The 23,953-nt window shown below is 48.7% G+C and carries 17 protein-coding genes and 1 pseudogene; 14 read left to right on the forward strand and 4 right to left on the reverse strand.

Features of this window, described 5'->3' with window-relative positions; translation table 11 throughout:
• Positions 1-98: 98 nt before the first annotated feature.
• From M2108_RS22100 to M2108_RS22155, 12 genes are all read left to right on the forward strand, one after another.
• A complete protein-coding gene (locus tag M2108_RS22100) occupies positions 99-1,058 on the forward strand; it encodes an ABC transporter permease (RefSeq protein ID WP_481856939.1) in 960 nt (319 codons plus the stop codon).
• 18 nt (positions 1,059-1,076) lie between these two features.
• Positions 1,077-1,955, forward strand: a complete 879-nt coding sequence (locus tag M2108_RS22105; RefSeq protein WP_277471515.1) for a carbohydrate ABC transporter permease — start codon at positions 1,077-1,079, stop codon at positions 1,953-1,955.
• Between the two features lie 96 nt (positions 1,956-2,051).
• Positions 2,052-3,755, forward strand: coding sequence for an extracellular solute-binding protein (locus tag M2108_RS22110; RefSeq protein ID WP_277471516.1), 1,704 nt, complete (start codon positions 2,052-2,054; stop codon positions 3,753-3,755).
• Between the two features lie 60 nt (positions 3,756-3,815).
• Complete coding sequence (locus M2108_RS22115; protein ID WP_277471517.1) at positions 3,816-5,528, forward strand: sensor histidine kinase; 1,713 nt, start codon at positions 3,816-3,818, stop codon at positions 5,526-5,528.
• Entirely contained in the window at positions 5,482-7,110 is a 1,629-nt protein-coding gene (locus M2108_RS22120) for a response regulator (RefSeq protein ID WP_277471518.1), read from the forward strand. Before M2108_RS22115 ends, M2108_RS22120 begins: the two co-directional genes overlap by 47 nt.
• A 220-nt stretch (positions 7,111-7,330) precedes the next feature.
• Positions 7,331-8,902: a response regulator transcription factor gene (locus M2108_RS22125; protein ID WP_277471519.1), complete on the forward strand. Its 1,572-nt coding sequence runs from the start codon at positions 7,331-7,333 to the stop codon at positions 8,900-8,902.
• 19 nt (positions 8,903-8,921) lie between these two features.
• Positions 8,922-10,694 carry a sensor histidine kinase gene (locus M2108_RS22130; protein WP_277506332.1) on the forward strand — a complete coding sequence of 591 codons (1,773 nt, stop codon included), beginning with the start codon at positions 8,922-8,924 and terminating at the stop codon, positions 10,692-10,694.
• Between the two features lie 110 nt (positions 10,695-10,804).
• Positions 10,805-12,514 (forward strand): type 2 periplasmic-binding domain-containing protein, encoded by a 1,710-nt coding sequence (locus M2108_RS22135; RefSeq protein WP_277471556.1) that lies wholly within the window; start codon positions 10,805-10,807, stop codon positions 12,512-12,514.
• Positions 12,515-12,608: 94 nt separating this feature from the next.
• Positions 12,609-13,583: an ABC transporter permease gene (locus M2108_RS22140; RefSeq protein WP_277471521.1), complete on the forward strand. Its 975-nt coding sequence runs from the start codon at positions 12,609-12,611 to the stop codon at positions 13,581-13,583.
• 21 nt (positions 13,584-13,604) lie between these two features.
• The gene (locus tag M2108_RS22145; protein ID WP_415841092.1) at positions 13,605-14,522 is read left to right on the forward strand and encodes a carbohydrate ABC transporter permease; all 918 of its coding nucleotides are present in this window, start codon (positions 13,605-13,607) and stop codon (positions 14,520-14,522) included.
• A 178-nt stretch (positions 14,523-14,700) separates the two neighbouring features.
• On the forward strand, positions 14,701-16,134 hold the full coding sequence (locus M2108_RS22150; RefSeq protein WP_277471522.1) for a family 43 glycosylhydrolase: 1,434 nt from the start codon (positions 14,701-14,703) through the stop codon (positions 16,132-16,134).
• 33 nt (positions 16,135-16,167) lie between these two features.
• Positions 16,168-16,956, forward strand: coding sequence for an alpha/beta hydrolase (locus M2108_RS22155; protein ID WP_277471523.1), 789 nt, complete (start codon positions 16,168-16,170; stop codon positions 16,954-16,956).
• Between the two features lie 67 nt (positions 16,957-17,023).
• On the opposite strand, the gene M2108_RS22160 is transcribed toward M2108_RS22155, so the two are convergent.
• Genes M2108_RS22160 through M2108_RS22170 form a run of 3 tightly spaced genes read right to left on the reverse strand, consistent with a single transcriptional unit; the run spans position 17,024 to position 20,744 of the window.
• Positions 17,024-18,814, reverse strand: a complete 1,791-nt coding sequence (locus tag M2108_RS22160) for a type 2 periplasmic-binding domain-containing protein (RefSeq protein WP_277471524.1) — start codon at positions 18,812-18,814, stop codon at positions 17,024-17,026.
• A 53-nt stretch (positions 18,815-18,867) separates the two neighbouring features.
• Entirely contained in the window at positions 18,868-19,827 is a 960-nt protein-coding gene (locus tag M2108_RS22165; protein WP_277471525.1) for a carbohydrate ABC transporter permease, read from the reverse strand.
• Complete coding sequence (locus tag M2108_RS22170) at positions 19,824-20,744, reverse strand: ABC transporter permease subunit (protein WP_280768207.1); 921 nt, start codon at positions 20,742-20,744, stop codon at positions 19,824-19,826. The genes M2108_RS22165 and M2108_RS22170 overlap by 4 nt, the downstream gene beginning before the upstream one ends.
• Positions 20,745-20,995: 251 nt before the next feature.
• Between M2108_RS22170 and M2108_RS22175 the strand changes: the two genes are divergently transcribed.
• Positions 20,996-21,796 carry a helix-turn-helix transcriptional regulator gene (locus tag M2108_RS22175; RefSeq protein WP_277471527.1) on the forward strand — a complete coding sequence of 267 codons (801 nt, stop codon included), beginning with the start codon at positions 20,996-20,998 and terminating at the stop codon, positions 21,794-21,796.
• A gap of 15 nt (positions 21,797-21,811) precedes the next feature.
• Here the strand turns inward: M2108_RS22175 and M2108_RS22180 are convergent.
• Positions 21,812-22,309 (reverse strand): annotated as a pseudogene (locus M2108_RS22180) (MFS transporter); the annotation flags it as partial.
• A 391-nt stretch (positions 22,310-22,700) separates the two neighbouring features.
• On the opposite strand from M2108_RS22180, the gene M2108_RS22185 reads away from it, so the two are divergent.
• A complete protein-coding gene (locus tag M2108_RS22185) occupies positions 22,701-23,939 on the forward strand; it encodes a cation:proton antiporter (protein WP_277471528.1) in 1,239 nt (412 codons plus the stop codon).
• The last annotated feature ends 14 nt before the right edge of the window (positions 23,940-23,953 follow it).

Below are 23,953 nucleotides of genomic sequence, written 5' to 3' on the forward strand. Positions count from 1 at the left end.
ATCATGTATCTGCCATGCTCCACTAGGTATGATTAACTTATAAACAAAGTAAACGGATACAACGTTGATCAGCAAAGGGGAGCAGAAGCATGAAAAACTTGGTTACGCCCGCCAGCGTAAAAGGCGAAAAACTGGATATGAATGCGGGGAAGCCCCGGAAGAAATCCAAATGGAAATCCACGATTAGTCTCGATCTGATGGTCCTTCCGGCTTTGATCTTAACCTTGATCTTCGCCTATATTCCGATGACGGGCCTGGCAATTGCCTTCAAAAATTACAAGCCGGGGTTAGGGTTCAGCGGGTCTAAATGGGTGGGCCTGGAGCATTTTGAATACCTGTTCAGTATCCCGGAGAACGTTCAGATTATCTGGAACACGCTGATTATTGCCGGACTCAAGATGATCGCCGGGCTGATCGTTCCCTTCTTGTTCGCGCTGCTCCTGAATGAGATCAGAAAAATGGCGTTCAAGAAAACGGTCCAAACCATCGTCTATATGCCTCACTTTCTGTCATGGGTCATCCTGGGCGGGATCCTGTCCGACCTGCTGGCGAGAGACGGGGGCTTGATCAATCAGGTGCTGGTGAGTGTGTTTGGAATCCAGCCGATCTTTTTCCTGGGTGACGGGAACTGGTTCAGATTTGTTGTGGTTGTAAGTGATGTGTGGAAAGAGTTCGGCTTCAACACCATCGTCTTCCTGGCTTCCCTGGCGGGAATTAATCCGGCTCTCTATGAAGCCGCTGAAGTGGATGGAGCAGGGCGCTGGCAGCAGACCCTTGCTATTACGATGCCGGCTATGCTGCCGATTACCATCGTGGTTGGAACGCTGGCTCTTGGAAACGTTCTTAATGGAGGGTTTGACCAGATCTTTAACCTCTATAACGCACTTGTATTCGACAAAGGTGATATTATCGATACATTTGTCTACAGACTTGGCATTGTGGACGGTAAGTTCAGCTTCTCAACAGCAGTCGGACTGTTCAAATCCGTTGTCAGCTTTGTGCTGATCGTATCGGCTTACCGCATCTCCTACAAATTTGCTAACTACCGTATTTTCTAGAATGGAGGCCAACGTGGCATGTATCATAAAACAAAATCTTACCGCATTTTCACCGTGTTCAACTATATCTTCATGATTGCTATCTCAGCCTTGTGCGTGATTCCGCTCATTCATGTCCTTGCTGTATCGTTCAGCGGGAAGTCGGCAGCCAACGCCAATCTGGTAGGTCTGTGGCCGGTAGATTTCACATTGGACGCCTATACCAAGACCGTAGCCAATGAAAATTTCACCCGTTCCATCTGGGTGACGCTGCAGCGGACGGTGCTGGGAACTGCGTTTAGCATGGGGGTAGTCATTCTGGCAGGCTATGCGCTGTCAAAAGAGAACGCCCGTTTCAGACGCCGGAATCTGTATATCTGGCTTCTGGTATTCACCATGCTGTTCAGCGGCGGCCTGGTTCCGATGTACATTCTGATTCAGAAGCTGAATTTGATGAATTCGATATGGGTTCTGATTCTTCCGGGTGCCGTCTCGGTATGGAACATCATCCTGCTCCTCAACTTCTTCAGGGCGGTCCCCAAAGAGATGGAGGAGGCAGCCTTTATAGACGGCGCGGGTCATTTCAGAACACTGTTCAGTGTATATCTCCCGGTATCCATGCCGGCGATTGCCACGCTGTCACTGTTTACGATCGTCGGGCATTGGAACTCCTGGTTCGACGGTCTGCTCTATATGACGGATCACCGCAACTATCCGCTCGCTACCTTCCTGCAGTCGGTCATTGTCCAGCAGGACTTCAGTAAGGTGACAGTGCGTCCGGAGGATCTTGAGAACATCTCGCAAAGAACGGTCAAAGCGGCTCAGATCTTCATCGGAATGGCGCCGATTCTCATCGTCTATCCATTCCTGCAGCGTTTCTTTGTTAAGGGAATTGTCCTCGGGGCGGTTAAAGAATAGCTGCCCTTCCTATAAAAGGGGGTGATGCACGCGCTGAAAAAAGATTGACTCAGAAACTTAATATGCTTAAATTTCATTTAAAGGGGTGCAAGATTAATGATAAAGAAAATGAAATTCTCTGCTATGGCAGTGTTAACTACGGCCATGCTGGCCGGCCTGCTGACAGGCTGCAGCGGCAACGGTAACAAGGAGAATGCAGGCGGAGATGACAAGCCGGCAGTTGGTGAAGACTCGATGTATTCAGCTCCCTTCGAGAATGGTAAATACACAACACCTGTGACTATTACAACCGTATTTCCGATTGGCAGCAGCCTGAAATTCAAGAATGGCGAGAACATCGAGAATAACGTGCACACCAAATGGGCCAAGGATACGCTGGGCATTGACATCAAATATCTCTGGACCGTAAGCGACCAGAATAACGCCTATGAAACCAAGCTGCGCCTGATGCTCACTTCAGGAGAAAAAATGCCGGATATCATCTCTTTCCGGGGTAGTCCTTCCCTTATTTCCGATCTGATTGACAGCGGCCAGTTCACGGATGCCGGCGAGCTATTCGACAAATATGCCTCCGATGTATATAAGCAAGCGATGGCGGAAGATCCAAGCGTATGGAACCCTTACATTAGAGACGGCAAACGTATGGGCATTCCGATTCTCGAAAACGCCTACAATAATGACCCGGTAATGTATATTAGAGAAGACTGGCTGAAGAAGCTGAATCTCAAGGCGCCGACCAATCTTGCTGAGCTGGAGACCGTGCTTGATGCCTTCACGAATCAGGACCCTGACGGCAACGGCAAGAAGGATACCACGGGACTCGCTGTAGGCTTCAAAAATAACCTGAATACATGGATGTCTGAAGCCGGATGGGTGTTTGGGATGTTCGGCGCAATGCCTAACCAGTGGAACAAGACGGCGGATAATACGCTGGCCTACGGTTCTGTGCAGCCTGAGATGAAGCAGGGGCTGGCGACAATGCAGAAATGGATGAAGGAAGGATATATTTCCTCCGAATCCGGTCTGTATGACGAGAACAAAGCGACAGAAGCTTTCACAGCAGGCAAAGCCGGTATTATTGTCGGTCCTTACTGGATGACAGGCTGGCCGCTCCCGGATCTGCAGAAGAACGTTCCGGATGCCGAGTATAAGGCTTATCCGCTTCCGGCAGGCCCTGATGGCAAGGTAGGCAGACACGGTACGAAGATCGCCTCCGGTGCTGTTCTGATCAACAAGGATATGGAGCATAAAGACGCCTTCTTCGTCTATCAGAATTATCTGTTTGACAACTGGGCCAATCCGGAGAGCACAACATTCGTAGACGGATTCGCCAAAGGCTACGACTATGATATCGCTCCGGACGGAACCGTTCTAAAAGAGCAGGACAGCGATAAGATTCCAGGCGGCTGGGTCGATGCAATCCGTTATACCCTTACCTACGACGGAGCGATTATTCCGAATCTGATGATGAATACGCTGGCCAAGCTGGCAGACGGGGCAGAGCCGTCCAATCAATATGAGAAGAATCTGTCCGAGCGGATTCCTGAACAGATCAAAGCGGCCAAGATCATCATCGACCAGAAGGACAGCGTAATGCCTGAGATGTTCACAGGTACGCCTACAGAAACCCAGCTCTCCCGTGGAGATATGCTTGAGAAGCTGGAGAAAGAAGTGCTGAACAAAATTATTTATGACAAAGCGCCGGTGGACGAATTCGACACCTTTGTAGAGAAATGGAAAACTACAGGCGGCGACAAAGTGACCGAAGAGGTCAATGAGTGGTATCAATCCATTCAGTAGTACAAGAAACAAGAGAGAAGGGCGGCCCCTAAGGCCGTCCTTTCATTCGGAGGAGCCAATGTGAAATATCGCCTATCTATCTTTCAGTGGTTGTCGTTAGTCCTGATGCTGATGCTCCTGATTATTGTGGGTGCCTTCTGGATCATATACAGGCTGAATGTTAAGGACATCCAGAGTGAGCTGAGAAAAAATAAAATGTACGAGGTTGAATTTATGACCTCCCAGCTATCCACGCAGTTTGAACAGGTGCTGACAAATACCATTATTTTGTCACAGGACCAGTCTGTGCGTGGATATCCGTATATTCTGAAGTTCGGGGATCAGTATGCCAAGTATGAGATGAAGCTGACCATCATTGATAAGCTGGCCTTGAACACAGCCTCCACTACCTGGAAGAATACCGTTATTCTGTATTATGAGGATGAGAAAGAGACTGTATCCTCGGATTCGTCTTTCTCCTTCAGCTCCTTTATGCCCCCGCAGCAGGGTCTCAACCGCTGGGTTCTGCACATGGATAAGGACGGTAAAGGGTATTACTCCAATGTTATGCGCAGTCATATCAGCTCGCTGCTGATTGAAGTCCGGATTTCTCTGGAGAATCTTGTGAAGATGATGGGGCAATATGTATCCGGCACGCCGATTCTGTATGATGCCTCACAGAAGGAGTTTATTCAGACCGGGGCAGAATTTCCGGAAGAGTTGTTGCAGTACATGATCCCCCGGATCAACGGGGACAGCGGTACCATCTCCATGAACGAGAAACGTGCAGAGTACCTGATTAACTACATGAAGTCGGACATGCTGGATTTGTATTTCATTGACGCTTATCCCAAACGCCAGTATATTGAACCGATTAACCGCAACAACAGGCTGTTCCTCTTCGCTGTACTGGTTGTGCTGGTGGGCATTATGTTCTACACGCTGCTGCTCCGCAGACAGGTACAGAAGCCCGTTATTACGCTGCGCAAGGCCATTGACAGATTTGACAGGGGGGACTTTTCCAGCCGCGCCGTTGATCTGCAGGTTAATGAGTTCAGGGTGCTGGGCAATTCGTTCAACCGCATGGCCGAGAACACCCAGAAACTGATTGAGCAGGTCTTGCTGGGAGAGCTTGAAGTCAAGGAAGCGAAGCTGATGCAATATCAGGCACAGATCAATCCGCATTTTCTCTATAACTGCCTGAATTTCATACAGAGCAAAGCCAGCATTGAGGACTATCAGGCTGTAACTGCCATGACGCTTCATTTAGGCTCGTACTGCCGGTATATTAACAAAATTGAACAGCTGGATTCCACCCTTCAGGATGAATTGGATTTTGTGGAGCATTACCTTCATATGGTGCATCTCCGCAAAAAAGAGATTATCTTCGAGATTGACGTTACAGCAGAGGCGGGCAGATACCGCCTGCCGAGGATGATTCTCCAGCCGCTGGTGGAGAATTGCATTAAGCATGGAATTGAACCGAGCTTAAGGCCTGGAGTAATCTCCATTACAGCGAAAGAGGAGGATTCCTGTCTTCTGATCACAGTGAAGGATAACGGAACCGGAATGAACGAGGACAAGCTGGGTGTGGTCCGCCGTCATATTGATGAGAACATTATCAGTAATGAGCAGCTTGGGACGGGGCTGAGGAATGTGAATCAGCGGCTGCGGCTGTACTTCGGCAAGCGTTCCGGGTTATCCCTGGAGTCCGCCCCGTCCCAAGGAACCTGTTACCGGATACGAATTGAAAAGGAGGCAGAAGCCTATTCTGCAAATACTGCTGGTAGATGATGAACAATATGTCGTAGATGATCTGGAGCTTGCCTTTCCCTGGCAGGAATTCGGAATTGATAAAGTATATAAAGCCTATTCAGGAGCCCAAGCTCTGCAGCTGATTGAGCAGGTCCCGGTGGATATTGTCATTACAGACATTGCGATGCCGGGAATGAGCGGGCTTGAACTGGTAAAACAGGTGAAGCGGACCCACAGGAGGATAAAGTGCATCCTGCTTACCGGTTATGCAGAGTTTGAATATGCTCGGGAGGCCCTTCAGCATGGGGTAGTCGAGTATCTGGTAAAGCCGCTGGATCATCAGAAGCTGCGTGCTGCACTGGAGAGCACGATCATGACGATTCAGACTGAGCTCGATAGAACTGCCTCCTATCAACAGGCGCTGCTAGCCTTCAAGGAGCATCTTCCGGCGCTGAAGGACAAGCTGCTGCTTGAACTGATTCAGGGAAAATCCTACCCGCAGGAGAGGCTGAAGGATAAGCTGGACAGATATCAGTTGAGCTTTCAGATGCAGGACCGTGTTTTCCTGTTTCTGATCCGTCTGGAGGAGCATTTCACGAATTTTGGGCTGGATAGCCAGCTGCTCTTTGAGTATGCAGTTACGAATATAGCCTGCGAGCTGCTGGGTGAAGGGTTTAGGGTATGGCACTGCCGGGATGCCTACGAGAACCTGGTGTTTCTTGTAAAGAGCACTGAAGGGGCCGCTATGGACCCGGAAATCATATTAAAGCAGCTGACCCATAACACCCACCAGCTGCACAGCAGTGTGAACGAATATCTGAATGGCGGCATTTCAGTTATATTGTCGTACCCCGGGGAATTTCCGATGCATATACGCTCCATGTATGAGGATTCCCTGTCTGCGCTCAGACAGCAGGTAGGCGATGACAAGGGCTATTTCATCTCCCTGACGGATAAGCATAAAAGCTCACCCGTACAGCCGCTTAAGGATTTGTATGCTTCTCCGACACTGATGCATTTGCTGGAGACAGGCCAGTGGCAGGGCTACAAAGAAAGACTGCAGCAGATGAAAGAATTCAGCAACAGCCTGCCTGCTTATAATGAAGAATATATAGAAGAAATCCGCAGCATGATTCTGGGCTCTTTTCACTACATAGCCCATAAAAATCATACACTGTTATCCGACCTGATTGGACGGGAGCTTCTGGGTAAGACACTTTTCCGTTCAATATCCCAGCTGATCAGCTGGGGGGAGACGCTGGTGGATACGCTGCAGGTCAAGCTCGAACGGGACACCCGAAATAACCGGATGGACATCATCAAAGAGATACAGAGCTGTATTGCAGCCAATCTGGCGAAAGCAAGCCAGCAATTCGTAGCGGATTCCGTCTCGCTTCATCCTGCATATGTATCCAAACTGTTCAAGCAAGTGAGCGGAGTCAGCATCAGCGAGTATATTCTTAATATGAAGATGGAGCAGGCCGTGGAGAATCTGCGTAATTCAGATATGAAGATCTACGAAATCTCGGAACAGCTCGGCTATGCCAACAGCCAATATTTCATAAAAGTGTTCAAGGAACAATTCGGAATGACCCCCCAGGATTATAGGGGGAAATTGTAAGGCTGCAGCTGTCGCTGCATTGCGCCGGTTCTCTGTTATGGAGGACCGGCGCCTTTTTACTTTTAAATAAAGCTTTAGTCAACCCGTACATATTATAGTGCTTTCTCTGAAAAGTATAGAAATTACCTTCTTTTTGATAAAAGGCTATGGTCATGGAAGCATGGTTGAGGTTAGCATAAAAGAAAGATAACCCACTATACCCGAATGAGAGGTGCTAGCCATGTTTTCTGCGCTTATAGTTGACGATGAATTGTTTGTGCGCAAGGGATTGATCAAAATGATTGACTGGGAGCGCAGCGGATATGTGGTGACCGGAGAGGCCGACAACGGGGAGGATGCGCTGGCTATGATCCGCGAGCACAAACCCGATCTGGTGGTTACCGATATCCGGATGCCGGTTATCGACGGGATTGGCCTGATTCGTGCTGCTGTGCTTGAAAAGCTGGATACGGAGTTTATTATTGTAAGCGGATATAATGAGTTCGAATATGCCCGGCAGGCCCTGCGCTACGGTGCTTTTGATTATGTACTCAAACCGATTGACCAGGAGGACTTCGAGAAGACGCTCGGCAAGCTAAAGGAGCGGCTGGAGGAAAAAGAACGGCACAAGGCCCGTACTCAGGTTGGTCTGGACCAGAGCCGGGTAGAAGCGCTGATCCGGGGAGAGGAGGGCGTCCTGGATGATGCAGCCTGGAAGGCTCCATGGGAAGGTGAAGCTGTGCAGACGTTTACCTACGCCCTGCTTGAGTGGAATGATGTCCTTCCCTGGAACGGTAATGTACTGCCGGCCAAGGATATGCTGCGCAAGGGCATCCGTGAGGCTGTACATACAGCCTCGGGAACGGTGTTTGAGCCGGTACTGTATGAGCATCACCAGACGTACGGGCTGGTTATCCCTGATCTGTATGCCCGTTCCTTCGGCGGGGATGTCAGCGCATTTCTGACGGAGCTTGCAGGTCTGATCCGCATAGCCTTTTCCTGTCCGTTCCGTATTTACGCCGGTCCAGGTGTTCCTTCATTAAAGGATATCAAACATTCCTATCTCGGAGCCAAGGAAGTCCAGCAGCACAAATATCTCATACCGGCACAGTCTGTCATTGCGTATGAGGATATTTCGGGCAGAATGCTGAACTACCGGCATTTGGAGGATGAATTGTACCGTAAGCTGATTGACGCGGTAGAAGAGAACGATACGGAGATGCTGGCTGAACAAATAAACCATCTGTTTCGATTCATGCAGGAAAAAAGCTTCTCGCCGGAGGCGATGAAGGCGGCAGTCACCCAATGTGTGCTGGGCATAGTGAAGTCGATCCAGACCCTGGAAGGCGACGAAAAGGAACTGGCTTATCTGGAGGCGGTGGTAGGCTGGTATGACCGGAACATCACGCTGGGGGAGATTACGCGGATCTTTACGCTGTTTGCCCAGGAAGCGGCCGGACTTCTGGGGCAGCTCAGCCAGAACCAGTGCAAGGGTGGTATCCAGAAGATCAAATGCTACGTTGATCAGCATTATCATGAATCGATTACGTTAAAGGAGATCGCTGCCCGGTTTTATATGAATTCTGCCTATTTGGGCCAATTATTCAAGAAAACTTACGGAAGCTATTTCAATGAGTATCTGCAGCAGCTCCGTATTACGGAAGCCAAACGCCTGCTCCGGCAAAGCGATTTGCGGATCTATGAAATTGCCCAGAAGGTCGGATTCAGCAACGCTGATTATTTTGTTACCCAGTTTGAAAAGCTGGAGCAAATGACACCGACAGAGTACCGGAACCGCATTATTAGCCGCTAAGCTGCACGAGGAGGAGAAGATGAAAGTGAACAGGCTGCTCAATCATATAAGGATGCGCAACAAAATGCTGTTGATCTATTTCCTGTGCGTGTTTATTCCAATCGTGCTTACGAATCTTCTGTTCTACAATACCATTACAGAAAATGTGCGAAATCAGCGGATCCGCGATATCGACCGGACCATCGAGCAGATCAGCAACGATTTCCGCGAGCAGGTTGATAATGCCGTTGGACTATCTTCCTTTTTCTATGCCGATTTAAGCACGAATGAAATTTTGGACCGGAACTTTGCGAATGCGGCCGATTATCTGGAGGTTTACGACTCCTATTTACGGCGTATGCTGAACAACTATACCCCGTTATCCTTCTCATTACAGAATGTGACGATTTATGTCGACAATGATACCTTGTTACACTCGGGAAATATCGGCTACCTGTCAGATGAATTGAGAGAGGAACCATGGTACAGGCAGGCGTTGGCCACCAATACCTCCCATCCGATCTTTACCAGGACCGAAAGCGAAAGCGGTCGGTTTCAAGAATTCTCGCTCATCCGGAAGATGGATTATTACTCTGGAAGGCTGAACAAGGAAAAGGTCGTCAAGATCGATTTCAAGACCATCGACATTGGCGAAATCTTTAATAATCTGAACATGCAGGGCGCGGTCTATCTGCTGAATCCCTCGGGCGGCATCGAGTATACCACCGATTCCTCCATCGACTGGAAGACGTCAGACAAGACAGCCTTCAGCACGATCCGCTCCAGCGACCGGATCAAATTCTCAAGCCGGTACAGCGGAGTCAGTTACCTCGATGGCTGGAGTATCGTCGGAACGGTGGACGAGAACGAAGTGATCCGGGAGGTGAGGAAGTCCCGTGACTTCATTCTGATATCGGCCTGTCTGATGATGATTCTCCCTACCCTCGTTATTGTCATTATCACCCGGTCCTTCAATGTCCGCATAGTCAAAATTCTCAAACATATGAAAAAAGTGCGCAGCCAAAATTTCGAAGTGATTCCGGTTACCGACTTCCGGGATGAAATCGGTCAGCTCAGTCTGGGCTTCAACCGGATGATTCTGCAGATCAAATCCTTGATCGATGATGTGTACATAGCCGAGATCCAAAAGAAATCCCTGGAGCTGGAGCGAAGCAAGGCGCAGCTTAATGCGCTGCAAAGCCAGATCAATCCTCATTTTCTGTTCAATGCCCTGGAGACGATCCGGATGCGCAGTCTTCTCAAGGACGAGAACGAAACAGCGGCCATGATTCACAGCATGGCGAAGATTTTCCGCAGCTCGCTTACCTGGAACAAAGACATGATTACAGTCCGGGAAGAGCTGGAATTTATCATCTGCTTCCTTGATATCCAGAAATACCGCTTCGAGGACCGGATTGACTATTCGCTTGATGTACAGCCGGAGGCCTATGTCTGCAAGCTGCCCAAGATGCTGTTCCTGCCTTTTGTGGAGAATGCCAGCATTCACGGTCTCGAGCCTTTGAAACAGGGCGGACGAATCCATATTACCATCACTATGCAGGACCGGAATCTGATTTTTAAAATCAGGGATAACGGGACAGGGATGAACGCCAGGCAAATCAGCAAGCTGTACAGCTACCTTGAAACCAATGAAATTATGGGCGAACGGATCGGGATTCAAAATGTAATCTACCGCGCCAAATTGATATATGGTGCAGGGTTCCATTTTTCGGTGAACAGCGCTCCCGGGCAGGGAACAGAGATCGAACTGCGGATTCCACGGTTACCCGATTCAAGTGAAAAGGAACAATAATTTCTACAATACTGTCTATATTCTTGAGGGTAATCAGGAAATGTAATCGCTTTTATAATGAAAAAGCAAGGAATTGATAACGAGGGGGAAAGACTTTGAAAACAATAAAAATGCTTCGTCTTAGTCTTGCAATGCTTCTATTGTCTTCTTTGGCAACAGCTTGTTCCGGAAATAACGGGAACAACGCCGGTACAGAAACAAACAGCAAGCCCGATTCAACGAACAGTGCGAATGCCGGCAGTGAGGAAGTCAAAAAGGACAAGGTTACTTATACGATCTTTAACGGCGTTGCCGGCTCGAAGGACGGCAACACTAACGAGACGACAATCGGCAAAATGCTGGAGGATCAGACAGGCGTCAACTTTAAACTGGAGTTTCTCGTCGGCGACCTGAATACCAAGATCGGAACCATGATTGCCGCTAACGAATATCCGGATGTACTGATTCCCGATGCGGCTATTGAAGAGGTATTGAACGCCGGCGCTTTTATTCCGCTCGACGATCTGATCGAGAAGTACGGACCGAACATCAAGCGCGTTTACGGCGACGACCTTGACCAGATGCGTTCCGCAGACGGCAAATTGTATTTCCTGCCGATGTCAGCCCAGGTCGGCGATTTTGTACCTGACCCCGAGCCCACAGCCGCGTTCTGGGTACAGCGCCGGGTGCTGGAAGAAGCGGGATATCCAAAGATTAAGACGCTGGACCAGTACATGGAATTGATTGAGAATTATGCAGCTAAGCATAAGGATGAAGGATTGACCGGGATGGTGTCGCTTACCCATGACTGGAGATTTTTTGCCACCGCCAACCCGCCGATGCATCTGCTGGGATACCCGAATGACGGCAACGTGATGGTGGACCCGGCTACACTCGAGGCCACAACCTACTCCGGGTCAGACGGCGCCAAACGATGGCTGCAGGCTCTGAATAAGCTTAATTCGAAGGGGATGTTTGATAAAGCGTCCTTCGTCGATAACTACGATCAATATATTGCCAAGCTGACCTCGCATAAGGTGCTCGGGTTCTTCGATTACCGCTGGCAGGTGCAGACCGCGCTGAATGTGCTGAAGGATGCGGCCCGGAAGGACCCGTCGCTCGACGGCTACAACTACTTCCCGCTGCCGGTTACCTTTGACGAAAGTATATCCGATGCTTATGTTGACGGTCCTGGCGGCCTGGTTACCAACCGCGGAGTCGGTATTACCGTCAGCGCCAAAAATCCCGAACGGATCATCCAGTATTTTGACAATATGTTGAAGGAAGAAAATCAAATCCTTACCTCCTGGGGTATCAAAGGCGAAACCTATGAAGTCAATGAAGAAGGCCGCTACTACCGGACCCAGGAACAGATCAAAAAAATCGACGAGGCCTTTAACGAGAAATTCGGCTTTAAGTATTACAGCTGGAACTGGCCAAGCTATGGCGGCAACTCGACGCTCTCTGACGGCAATGCCAAAGGCGTAGGTTATCAGCCGGAAGTATTCCAGATGAGCCTTACCGAAAAGGATAAAGAAATTTTGGCCAAATATGACGCCCAGACCTATACCCAAATGTTCGCCGAGCCGATTGATCGTCCATGGTATCCGGCATGGGGCTTTGTAAAGGAGCAGAACTCACCGGAATTGATGTGGGAGACCAATAAAGATGAGCTGACCAAAAAATATTATCCGAAGCTGGTTCTGTCCTCCCCGGATAAATTCGATTCCATCTGGAACGATTTCCAGAAGGAATGGGGCAAGCTGGACACTGCAGGATATGAAAAATGGACTACCGAGCAAGTGAAGAAGAAGGTCAATATGGGCAACGCAAGCAAGTAAAGGAGATGAAGGGCGGCCGGGGCTTGGCGTGAATAGGGCGGCCGGCTGCCCTTTTTCCTCGGTAATCCGCATAGGGGCTGGAGGAGATAATGAGATGAATACAAAAACAATACTGGCAACGCCTGAAATAAAGACTGACCAGAAGCCTGCAGGCCTTCGGCTGTTTCTGAGCAAACTGGTGAAGCAGCGGGTGCTCGTGTTTATGTCGGTTCCTTTTTTGATCTGGCTGTTTATATTTAAATACCTGCCGCTCTGGGGCTGGACAATCGCTTTCCAGGACTACCGGCCGGCGCTCGGCTTCTGGGATCAGAAATGGATCGGTTTTTCGCACTTCAAATTTTTGTTTGGTGACGAACGGTTCCTCCGGGTGCTTCGCAATACGCTCGCCATGAGTTCGATTAATCTTATTTTGGGTTTTTTAACCGCTATCGTGCTGGCCTTGCTGCTGAATGAAATCCGTCAGGTTGCCTTTAAGCGCATCGTACAGACGGTCAGCTATTTACCCCATTTTATTTCCTGGGTGGTGGCGGCAAGCATCATTCAAACCACCTTGTCTCCGGATGGTATTATCAATCAGCTGCTGATCTGGGCAGGGTTCATTGACAAGGGGCAGGAATTTTTGTTTCTCGGAATTCCGCATTTTTTCTGGGGAATCTTCGGGGCAAGCTCGGTCTGGAAGGATATCGGCTGGAATACGATTGTGTATCTGGCGGCCATGACCACCATCGATCCGGCGCAGTATGAAGCCGCAGAAATGGATGGTGCAGGACGGTTCAAGCGGATGTTCTACATCACGCTGCCGGGCATTAAAAGTGTTGTCGTCGTACTGCTTATAATGAACATCGGCTATCTGCTGGAATCGGGATTCGAACCGCAATATTTGCTGGGGAACGGCATGAATGTAGACTATTCGGAGAATATTGATATTTTCGTGCTGAAATACGGGATTGCCCAAAGCAATTTCTCTCTTTCCATCGCAGCCGGCATGTTTAAGACGATCGTCAGCTTTGTTCTGCTGTTCGTGGCGAATTCCGTTGCCAAACGCGCTGGCGAGTCCAGGCTGTTCTAGACGAAGAAGGAGGGAATCGAAGTGGAGAAAAGAAACCGGATTCGGACATCCAGGGGCGATAGAGTATTCGAGATTTGCAACTTTATCTTTATGATTCTGCTGATGATCGTTACACTCTATCCGTTCATTAATATACTTGCTGTTTCTTTAAATGATGCGCAGGATTCGATCAAGGGCGGGATATACCTGTTCCCGCGGGCCTTAACCTTGGATAATTATCAGTATGTATTTAAAGAAGCTACCATTTTCCATGCCACCCTGATTTCTATATTGCGCACAGTGATTGGTACAGTTGTTACGGTACTGGGTTCAGCCATGGTGGCGTACACCATCAGCCGGCAGGATTATGTGCTGCGCAAATTCATTACAATTGCCTTTATTCTGACAATGTACTTTAACGGCGGATTGATTCCAAACTACCTTCTGATGCGCGATATGAATCTCGTCGGCAGCTTCTGGGTCTACATCCTGCCGGGCCTTATCGGTGTATTTAATCTGATCATTATCCGCTCTTTTATTGAAAATTTGCCCGAGAGCATCCTAGAGTCAGGAAAAATTGACGGTGCCGGCGATTTTAAAACCTTCATCAGTATCGTGCTTCCGCTAACCATGCCTGTACTGGCAACCGTAGCCTTATTCTCGGGGGTTTATCAGTGGAATTCATGGTTTGACGTGTTCCTGTACAATTCGTCGAAGATCAACCTGAGTACACTGCAGTACGAGCTGCAGAAGATTCTGCAAAATTCCACGGCCACCGCGGGTACCTCCAGCATGGACGGCATGATCAACGGAGCGAACGGTTCGCAGCAGGGTGCGGTTACGCCGTTGTCGATCCGGGCCACGATGACGATTGTCGCTTCGGTGCCGATCATTATGGTCTATCCGTTCCTGCAGAAATATTTCGTCAAGGGCATGATGGTCGGCGGTGTAAAGGGCTGACGACAGGGAAGCCGCTTATATCTTTACTGTTCAGGCTGCCGGATTTTTCGGCGGCTTTTTCTTTGACTATAAGAATATGAGGATAGGTCAACTATAGGTTTGTTTAGGTCATGGACTTCAATCCTCCCGTGTACCTATAATCGAATTGTCTATTAATATCTTCTGTTAAAAGGGTGAAATGACGTTGGCAAAAAAACAAGGAATGAATCCATACCTTCCTTCATGGGAATACATCCCTGACGGTGAGCCTTATGTATTTGACGGCCGGGTGTATATTTACGGCTCGCATGACCGGTTTAACGGACATGTGTTTTGCTTGAATGATTATGTCAGCTGGTCTGCGCCGGCTGAGGATCTGTCCGACTGGAGGTATGAAGGGGTAATCTATCATTCCACGGATGACCCGCTCAATCCGGAGGGAAGCATGTGCCTGTATGCCCCCGATGTTACTGTCGGTCCAGACGGGCGGTATTATCTGTACTACGTGCTTGATAAGCTCCCCATCGTCTCTGTGGCTGTATGCGATACGCCCTGCGGCACTTTCAGTTTCTACGGTCATGTGAAATATGCCGACGGGACACGTCTCGGAGAACGGGAGGGCGATGAGCCCCAGTTCGATCCCGGTGTACTCACAGAAGGAGAACTGACCTATTTATATACCGGGTTTTGCGCACCGGGAGATAAGTCCAGAAGCGGGGCCATGGCTACTGTATTAGGTCCCGATATGCTTACTATCCGGGAAGAGCCTGTATTTGTCGCGCCGAGTGAGCCCTACAGTACCGGTAGCGGTTTTGAAGGCCATGCGTTCTTCGAGGCGCCTTCCATCCGCAAGAGAGGAGATACCTATTATCTCATCTATTCCTCGGCTGTCATGCATGAGCTGTGTTATGCGACCAGCAAACATCCTACGAAGAACTTCGAGTACCAGGGAGTAATCGTAAGCAACTGCGATCTTCATATCGGTACATACAAGCCGGCTGCCAAACCGATGTATTACGGCGGTAATAACCACGGCAGCATCGTAGAAGTCGATGGGGCCTGGTACATCTTTTACCACCGGCATACCAATGGAACGGCGTTTTCCCGGCAGGGCTGCCTTGAGCCCATCCATTTCCTCGAAGACGGAACGATTCCCCAGGTTGAAATGACATCCTGTGGTCCTAACCGGGGGCCGTTTGAAGGTAGAGGGGAATATCCGGCATATTTGGCATGCCACTTATTCTGTAAGTCTGAAGAAATGTATACCGGCGGCTTTGGCCGTTCCGGGGCCTGGATGGACAGCCGGTTCCCGAAAATTACACAAGACGGCCGCGACGGCGATGAGGAAAACGGTTATATTGCCAACATGACGGACTCGGCTACAGCAGGGTTTAAGTATTTTGATTGCCGGGGAGTTCAAAAGGTCCGGATCAAGGTGCGGGGCTATTGCCAGGGCGTGTTTGAAGTGAAAACAGCATGGGATGGACCGGCCCTTGGGCATATTGCCGTAGGCTTCACCAACGTCTGGACAGAATATGCCTCGGAAATCAGCATTCCTGACGGACAACAGGCCCTGTATTTCACGTTTACCGGTAATGGAAGTGCCAGCCTGGCTTCGATTGCCCTGGAATAGAATAATCTATGCTGAATAAAGGAGAGAGCAGCAATGAATAGAAATATCCAGGATTTTGAAGTGTCAGAGGCGCCGGCTGGATTTGACACCGAGCGGGAAGCTATTGCCCGGGGAATAATGAAGATGATTGAATACCCTTCCGGAACGGTAGGCCGTAACCGGCAAGCCAGGGTGTATACGCCGCCCGGATATTCAGCTGATCAGGAATACAGTGTGCTTTATCTGCTGCACGGAATCGGCGGAGATGAGAATGAGTGGTACACGCATGGAATGCCTCAGACCATTCTTGATAATCTGTATGCTGACCAGCTGCTTCGGCCCATGATCGTCGTTTTTCCCAATGGCCGGGCCATGTGGAATGACCGGGCAGAGGGGGATATTTTTGATCAAGAGAAGATCCGGGCGTTCGAGACGTTTGAGACGGAGCTGTTCCAGGACCTTATCCCTTATATTGAAGCGAATTATCCGGTCCGGACGGACCGGCTGCACCGGGCCATTGCCGGATTATCCATGGGCGGCGGGCAGGCCTTAAATATCGGGCTTGGCAATCTGGACAAGTTCGCCTGGATCGGGGCGTTCTCTCCTGCACCGAACACCAGGCTGCCTGAGATACTGGTTCCAGAGCCAAAGCGGACGACGGAAATGCTTCGCCTGCTATGGATATCGTGCGGGAATCTGGATTCGCTGAAGCATGTCAGCGACCGGACACACGCGTACCTGTCGCAGCATGCTGTACCGCATATCTGGGTGGAGGAGCAGGGCGATCACGATTGGCCTGTCTGGAAAAGCGGATTGTACCAGCTGGCTAAACGTCTCTTTTAATGAAGCAAGAAGACAGGGCAGTGATTTCCCGTTAACGGGAGAGTCACTGCCCTGCTTTGTTTACTGCTTATTTATTGGCCATTGCCTCTGCGCGCAATTTCACGATTTTTTCGGCCTTCACTGTATCTGCAGCGACCACATCCGTCCAGCCGAGACCGTTCACATCCGATTTCAGCTTGGTCCACAGCTGGTCGAATTCCGTTTGATTTTTGGCGAAAATCATTTTCCAGGAGGTATCCTTTACATAATCGGAAATCTGGCTCCGTTTATTCTTGATGTCGGAAGAGTCGGTGCCGAGGCTCGTATTGATATTGGGGACAATATCAATCATGTTATTTTTCTGATAATAATCAGTCGGGTTAACGGCATTGAACATACTCTGCCATTCGGTTGTAAGTGTAGTTTTATTAGCCTCTATTGTTGCGTTCCAGTAGTCCTTGTTGTAGAATTCGCCGGTATCGGGATCTACCGAAAAATCACCGATAATCATGCTGTTGATTTTGCTTTGTCCATCCTGATAGCCGCCGCCGCCGTACTCGTCGGGAACAGGGGTATTATCCTGGAAGGCGGTCTGGCCGACTTCAGTCAGCTTAAATTTACCGTCCGCGGTTTTTTCATAATTGAATCCTTCCATACCATTGGTGTAGTAGCGCAACCCTTCCGGCGAAGACATCCAGTCCATGAATTCCATAATGCGGTCCGGATTTTTGGCTTTGGAGCCGATGGCAAAGACGCGTCCGTTGCCGAAATAAGCATCACTATTCTGAATAATATGGGTGTCGCTGATTGGAATAGCCACATTTCCGTCACCCTGCGCGCCTCTTTGGGGCGTGTTGTAGAACCCTCTCTGCCATGAATACCATAACAGGAGCACCTGTTTATTGGTCAATTTCTCGGACACCTTGTTCCAGTCCTGGGTTGGTGAATCCGGATCGACAAGCCCTCTCTGGTTGGCATCAAAATAAAACTGGAGGATTTTCTTATACATGCTGTTATCATCAATGAGCGGAACGATGTCGCCTTTGGCATTCAGCTGTATGGTTGAGGTTCCGTCCGGCTGCTCATAGCCGTACCAGTTACTCAGCCAGCGGACGTTTTCCATGCTCCCGTTATCCCAATCCTTCCATAGCGTAATAGGAGAAATAGGTTTTCCGTCAGCCGTAGCCGGATATTTCTCATGCATAAGCTGCAGCGCATCCAAAAGGTCAGTCAGATTGTTCAGCTTGGGCGCCCCGATCCCCTTATAATAATCCCAGGGCATGAGCGGGCTGGAATAAGGGATTTCCTCCGAGAAGGTGGTCGGCGAGGTATCGGCTACAAAGGTCGGCAAGCCGTATATTTTACCGTCCGGATTCACTTTGTCAAAGGCCGCATTAAAAGGCTGAAAATGCTGGTCTACATATTTGGACAGGTACTGCGTATTCTTGACCTTGTCGGTAATATCCATAATAAGTCCGGCAGGAATCAGCTCCTCCAGCTGACTGTTGTCAATAATCAGCAGATCACCGAGATCCCCGGATGCCGATCTTGTTTTGTAGAGCTGATCGCCAGCAACCTGTGGGGAGAGAATATTCAGTGTGATATTGAATTTGTCCTTGATCAGCTTGCCATACCAGCCCGTCTGCTCTCCCTGATAATTGGCCGCATTGTTAAACACGGTGATGGTAAGCGGTTTGCTATGATCGGTTCCGTTCCCCGGGTCTGCCGACTGGTTTGCCGGATTCGCAGAATCGGTTGCGTTTGCTGCCCCAGAATTGCCTGAATTCCCGCCGCATCCGCTCAAAGCTGTTGTTCCCAGAAGCATACAGGCTGCGAGCGCAAATACAGTCTTGCTGTGCAGTTTGCTCTTTTTCCTCATATACAAACCCCCTGAAGTAGTAATCTTGTATTATAACGGCGCCCCGATTGGCCTTAGCCTTTCACAGCCCCGATTATAATTCCTTTCACGAAAAATCTCTGAAAAAACGGATAGACCAGAAGAATGGGCGCTACAACGATGATCGTAACCGTCATGCGGATCGACGTAGTGGTCTGCTTGGTTGCTAGGCTCGCCATTGCCGTTGATCCGGCATTTTGCAGGTTAACCATGGTGGACAGAGAGCTCGCCTGATTAATGTAGTTGTAGAGAATAAACTGCAGGCTGTACAGCTTGCTGTCCGTAACCAGCAGCAGCGTATCCTGAAAGGAATTCCACTGGTTCACTGCCGAGAAGATAGCGACAGTCGCCAGAATAGGCTTACTGATCGGCAGAATAATTTTGAAAAAGATCGTCATCGTTCCGGCTCCGTCAATACTGGCCGCCTGCTGCAGTTCCTTCGGCGTGGATTCCACAAAGGTTTTTACCAGAATGATGAAAAAGGGGGCGACGATAGTAGGCAGAATGTATGCCAGAAAATTGTTGGTGAGGTGCAGCGACCGCATGGTCAGATACCAGGGAATAATCCCGGCATTGAAGAACATGGTGATGATCGTGAAGCGGTACCAGAACTTTCTGCCCCACATGTCCTCTTGGGAGAACATGAAGCCCAGAAATGCAGAAGCGCCCACTGTCAGCAGGGTGCCAATGACCGTTCTTCCTAATGAAATGACAAAGGCATTCCATAAGCCGGGAATCTTGAACACATCAATATAATTCTGAAAATGAATCTGCTTCGGAAGGAAGATGATCTCCCCTTTGGCGCTAAGATCGTTTGCGCTGATCGTATTGATGATGATGGAATAAAAGGGATAAATACAAATGAAGGTGAACAGAGAGAACAGCACGTAAATGGTAATGGAGATCAGTTTGTCAGCGGTGCTGACCTGCATTCTGCTTTTCCTGGAAAAGCGACGTCTGCTCTTTGTTGCCGGTTCCGCTTCCATGCTGCTCATACAATGCCCTCTCCTCTCAGTAATTTTGAAAGTCCGTTTACGGAAAAGAGAAGCACTACACTAATCAGGCTCTTGAGCATGCTGATGGCAACAGAAACGGAGTAGCTGCCGCCTCCCATGGCCAGGTTGTACACGTAGAGGTCAAGAACCTGGATACTCTCCTTGTTAAACGCATTCTGGAACACAAAATATTGCTCCAGGCCATTATTAAGGAAGCTTGCAATCTGAAGCATCAGAAGCACGAAATAGGTTGGCAGCATGCTAGGCAGCACCACGTGCCTGATTACCTGCATTCTCGTTGCCCCGTCAACATAGGCTGCTTCGTAGAGAGATTCATCAATCCCCATAATGGCGGCAATGTACAGGATAGCTGACCAGCCCAGTGTTTTCCAGGTGATCCAGACCCATTGAGTGATCCAGACATGCTCTGAGCTCTGAAGGAAGAGTATAGGCGAATCTGCAAGCCCGAGCTGGTGCAAAAAGCCGTTGACGATGCCTTCACTCGAAAACATGGTAAAGGCTAAAGAGTAGACCAATACCCAGCTGATGAAGTTGGGAAGGGTGGTAACGGTCTGGATAAATTTCCGGAACCGGACCGCCTTTATTTCGGTCAGGAAGATAGCAAAGATCATGGGGAGCCAGGAGAACAGGATGCTTAATCCGCTTATACCGAACGTATTTTTGACCACCTGCAGCAGCTGATCAATTTTGACTTGATTTTCTACCAGGTAATGAAACCATCTGAAGCCGACAAAAGGCGATTTGGACAAAGGAATAGGCGGCATATAGTCGAAAAAGGCATAGACCCATCCGTAAAGCGGATAATAGGCAAAGACGGCCAGTAAAATCATAAATGGCAGGATATAAAGAAATTTGCTTACTGATCTGCTTCCCGTACTGTATTTGGGACCAGGCATCCAATCCACCCCTTGTGTCTATTTTGCGCGTTCAACAAAACGGTTTTACTCTTTGTTAACGCTTACACAACTATGGGTTTATGATAAAGGTTCATTTTCCTGCGAACAATGACCTATCCTCACTGGTTATTGATCTATTATTAGATAGGGCATGATTTGCTTCGTTAGCGGTTGTTTTTGCCGGAGGCGGAATCTATTATATAGAATACCGGAAGGTTGACTGGCAGGCAGGGGCGGAAGGAGAGGGCCGGATGAACCAGATTCACTACATTGAGACGGATGCAACGCATGAGAGCAATTTTGTATTCGATATTCCCCAGGGCCATCCGTGCTGGCTGCTGGTGATCACCAAGACACCTGCCCAATTCTGGGTCAACGGGCACATGAAGGAATACCCTGCGCACAGTGCGATCCTGTATGAGGCGCACCAGAAAATTTATTACCGGGCTTGCGGGGGGCAGTACGTTAATGACTGGCTTCGTTTTTCTTCCGATGAGACTTATATTTCAAAAGCGGCACTGCCGTTCGGTGTTCCGTTTGCACTCGATGATCCCGAGTACTGCAGCAAGCTTTTTGAACTCCTGATCGTTGAACATAACTTCAACAGGGATTATAAGGATTCATCCGTCGATTGCTTATTGCGCACGCTTTTTAATAAACTGCTGGAGTCTTATCATCATGAAGGGTTCCAGGCCCAGTACTACAATCTGTTAAAGCTTCGCACCGCTATTCAGACTAATCCGGGGGATCATTGGACGGTTTCAAAAATGGCTCAATCGCTGCAGCTCAGCGCAGGTTATTTACAGAGTATATATAAAAAGACCTTTGGCATCTCATGTATCGAAGATGTGATTAACAGCAGAATCCGTTTGGCAAAAGAATACCTGCTCCACAATACCTTGAGCATTGCTGAAGTCGCCTTCCATTGCGGGTATCATAATGTGGAGCATTTCTGCCGGCAGTTCAAGCAATTTACGGGAACATCCCCAGGGAAATTCCAAAGCGGTAATGAAGGCATGACCAATCGGGATCTTCCGGCAGACTCAAATTAAAAAGGGAGAGAAGCAGAACAGGGGGAGGATGAGCATAGGACCCATGATGGCAATGTTGGCCAGGAACAAGCCGATGCTGGAGGCCGTGAAGCTTGTGTGGGTGAATAAGTTTAGGGGCAGTACCGTCTGATTTCTTCTGATCCGGTTATAGGCCAGATAGATAACAGCCAAAGCAAGGCCAATGCCGGCCCAAAGGATCGTTTCTCGGTTGTTAAAGGAGGCGTGATCGGCTGCTTTTGTAATACCGTAGATCAGGGCTGCACTCATAGAAGACAAAACAATGATCCCGAACAGATCGAGTTTACTTTCTTTGTTGAAGGGCTCGAAGTCAGGGATCTTTTTCATCATCAGCGGCGCAGCAAGGACAACAACGAACACGTTGATGAAGAAAATCCAGTACCAGGACGCTCCTTGAACAATAAAGCCGCCGATTACAGGTCCCAGGATGGGGCCGAAGATCATCGGAGTGCTGACGATAGCCATCACCCGACCGAGATTGTCCTGACCGGCTGTTAAGCCTGTTACAAGGCAGCTTCAAGATGGTACCGCCGGGTGATTATTTGTTTTCTATTGTTATACTCATAATCTGGAACGTTGCAGCGTATATGTGGGCCAAACGTTCCTACGAATTTCATGTTCTCAAGAATATCGTCAGGGGGAACGGGGGATGAATAAGGTTCGTTACTTGGAAGCTTCTTGGGGTTTGGCTTCCTTCTTACTGGACAGCACAAGTTTTCATGGATATTGAAACGGCTGGAATCGTTTCAGGGAGCATTCACTTCGGTATTGGGCTAATCTATCATCTGGTACTGCTGTATATGCTGATCAAATTCTTTGAAAAGCGGGCGGATTAGGCTGGCTGATACAGGAGCGAAACTGAAAAAAATAAGATAAGGGGTGTAATATGAACCATTTTAATGATGTGTTTATTCAGATTTTAATTCTGCTTGCCATATCCATGGCGGTCATTGCAGTTGCAAAAAAATTGAATCAGCCCTATTCCATCGCGCTTGTAGTGGTAGGGCTTCTGCTGGGATTTTTGCATGTTCCTGTTTTGGTGGAAGCAGAGGTATTTATCACCCAATCGCATGTGTTTCAGGCCATAATCATCTCCTTATTCTTGCCGATCCTCCTGGGTGATGCCACCTTAAAGCTTCCTTTCGCTCATCTCCGGGAACAACATAAGCCGGTGCTGGCCTTGGCTTTTGGAGGAACCCTGCTGTCATTTCTCATCATCGGCCTGGCTGTTTATTGGGGACTTGGCCTTCCGCTTATTGTTTCCTTTACTTTTGCTGCACTGATGAGCGCGACAGACCCCATTAGTGTGATTTCAATTTTTAAATCTTTGGGTGTCCCGAAGAACATTGTTACGATCATAGAAGGAGAATCGCTTTTTAATGATGGAATTGCTGTAGTACTATTTCAAATATCTTCGGTGTACCTGCTGTCTTATATGGAAATGGGCTGGGCAGGGGTTGGCAGCGGTATTTTGCTGTTTCTGAAATTTTCTTTAGGCGGTATCCTTATCGGTACGGTAATGGGCTATTTATTCTCGCAATTAATTCGTTTGTATGATGATTATCCGTTGGAGATCGGCTTCTCCATGCTGCTGTTTTTCGGGAGCTACTTTATAGCAGAACATTTTCATGTATCCGGAGTTATTGCTGTTGCTGTAAGTGGACTGATCTTTGGGAATTACGGTTCGCGGATAGGCATGTCAGAGACTACTAAGGTAAATATCAATTCATTTTGGGATGTCATCACCCTGGTAGCTAACTCATTGATCTTCCTGATGATTGGACTTGAGATCAGAAATATTAATTTTACCGATAAATGGCTGCTTATTATAGCTTCGATTCTTATTGTGCTGGCAGGACGGACTCTCGCATTGTATGCCAGTCTTAGCTTTCTGAAGAATTTCCCGGCCTCTTGGAAAGTTGTATTGAACTGGGGCGGATTAAAGGGAAGTCTCTCCATTGCACTCGCACTAAGTCTGCCTGCATCTTTTGATGGCCGGGAGGATATTCTGGTCTTAACCTTCAGTATTGTCCTGTTTTCCCTTCTGGTTCAAGGGCTGTCCATCAAACCGCTGGTGAAGAAAATGAAATTGACCGGGGATAATGTGATGGAAAAGTCTTTATGAAAGCTGTAAGATAG

It is taken from the genome of Paenibacillus sp. PastM-3 (assembly GCF_029893965.1).
GTDB lineage: Bacteria > Bacillota > Bacilli > Paenibacillales > Paenibacillaceae > Paenibacillus_AQ.

Bases quoted from the DNA above. Each gene is read 5' to 3' on its own strand.
- M2108_RS22105 (WP_277471515.1), top strand. From the start codon at position 1,077: ATGTATCATAAAACAAAATCTTACCGCATTTTCACCGTGTTCAACTAT.
- M2108_RS22110 (WP_277471516.1), top strand. From the start codon at position 2,052: ATGATAAAGAAAATGAAATTCTCTGCTATGGCAGTGTTAACTACGGCC.
- M2108_RS22125 (WP_277471519.1), top strand. From the start codon at position 7,331: ATGTTTTCTGCGCTTATAGTTGACGATGAATTGTTTGTGCGCAAGGGA.
- M2108_RS22130 (WP_277506332.1), top strand. From the start codon at position 8,922: ATGAAAGTGAACAGGCTGCTCAATCATATAAGGATGCGCAACAAAATG.
- M2108_RS22135 (WP_277471556.1), top strand. From the start codon at position 10,805: ATGCTTCGTCTTAGTCTTGCAATGCTTCTATTGTCTTCTTTGGCAACA.
- M2108_RS22140 (WP_277471521.1), top strand. From the start codon at position 12,609: ATGAATACAAAAACAATACTGGCAACGCCTGAAATAAAGACTGACCAG.
- M2108_RS22150 (WP_277471522.1), top strand. From the start codon at position 14,701: ATGACGTTGGCAAAAAAACAAGGAATGAATCCATACCTTCCTTCATGG.
- M2108_RS22155 (WP_277471523.1), top strand. From the start codon at position 16,168: ATGAATAGAAATATCCAGGATTTTGAAGTGTCAGAGGCGCCGGCTGGA.
- M2108_RS22160 (WP_277471524.1), bottom strand. From the start codon at position 18,814: ATGAGGAAAAAGAGCAAACTGCACAGCAAGACTGTATTTGCGCTCGCA.
- M2108_RS22165 (WP_277471525.1), bottom strand. From the start codon at position 19,827: ATGAGCAGCATGGAAGCGGAACCGGCAACAAAGAGCAGACGTCGCTTT.
- M2108_RS22170 (WP_280768207.1), bottom strand. From the start codon at position 20,744: ATGCCTGGTCCCAAATACAGTACGGGAAGCAGATCAGTAAGCAAATTT.
- M2108_RS22175 (WP_277471527.1), top strand. From the start codon at position 20,996: ATGAACCAGATTCACTACATTGAGACGGATGCAACGCATGAGAGCAAT.
- M2108_RS22185 (WP_277471528.1), top strand. From the start codon at position 22,701: ATGAACCATTTTAATGATGTGTTTATTCAGATTTTAATTCTGCTTGCC.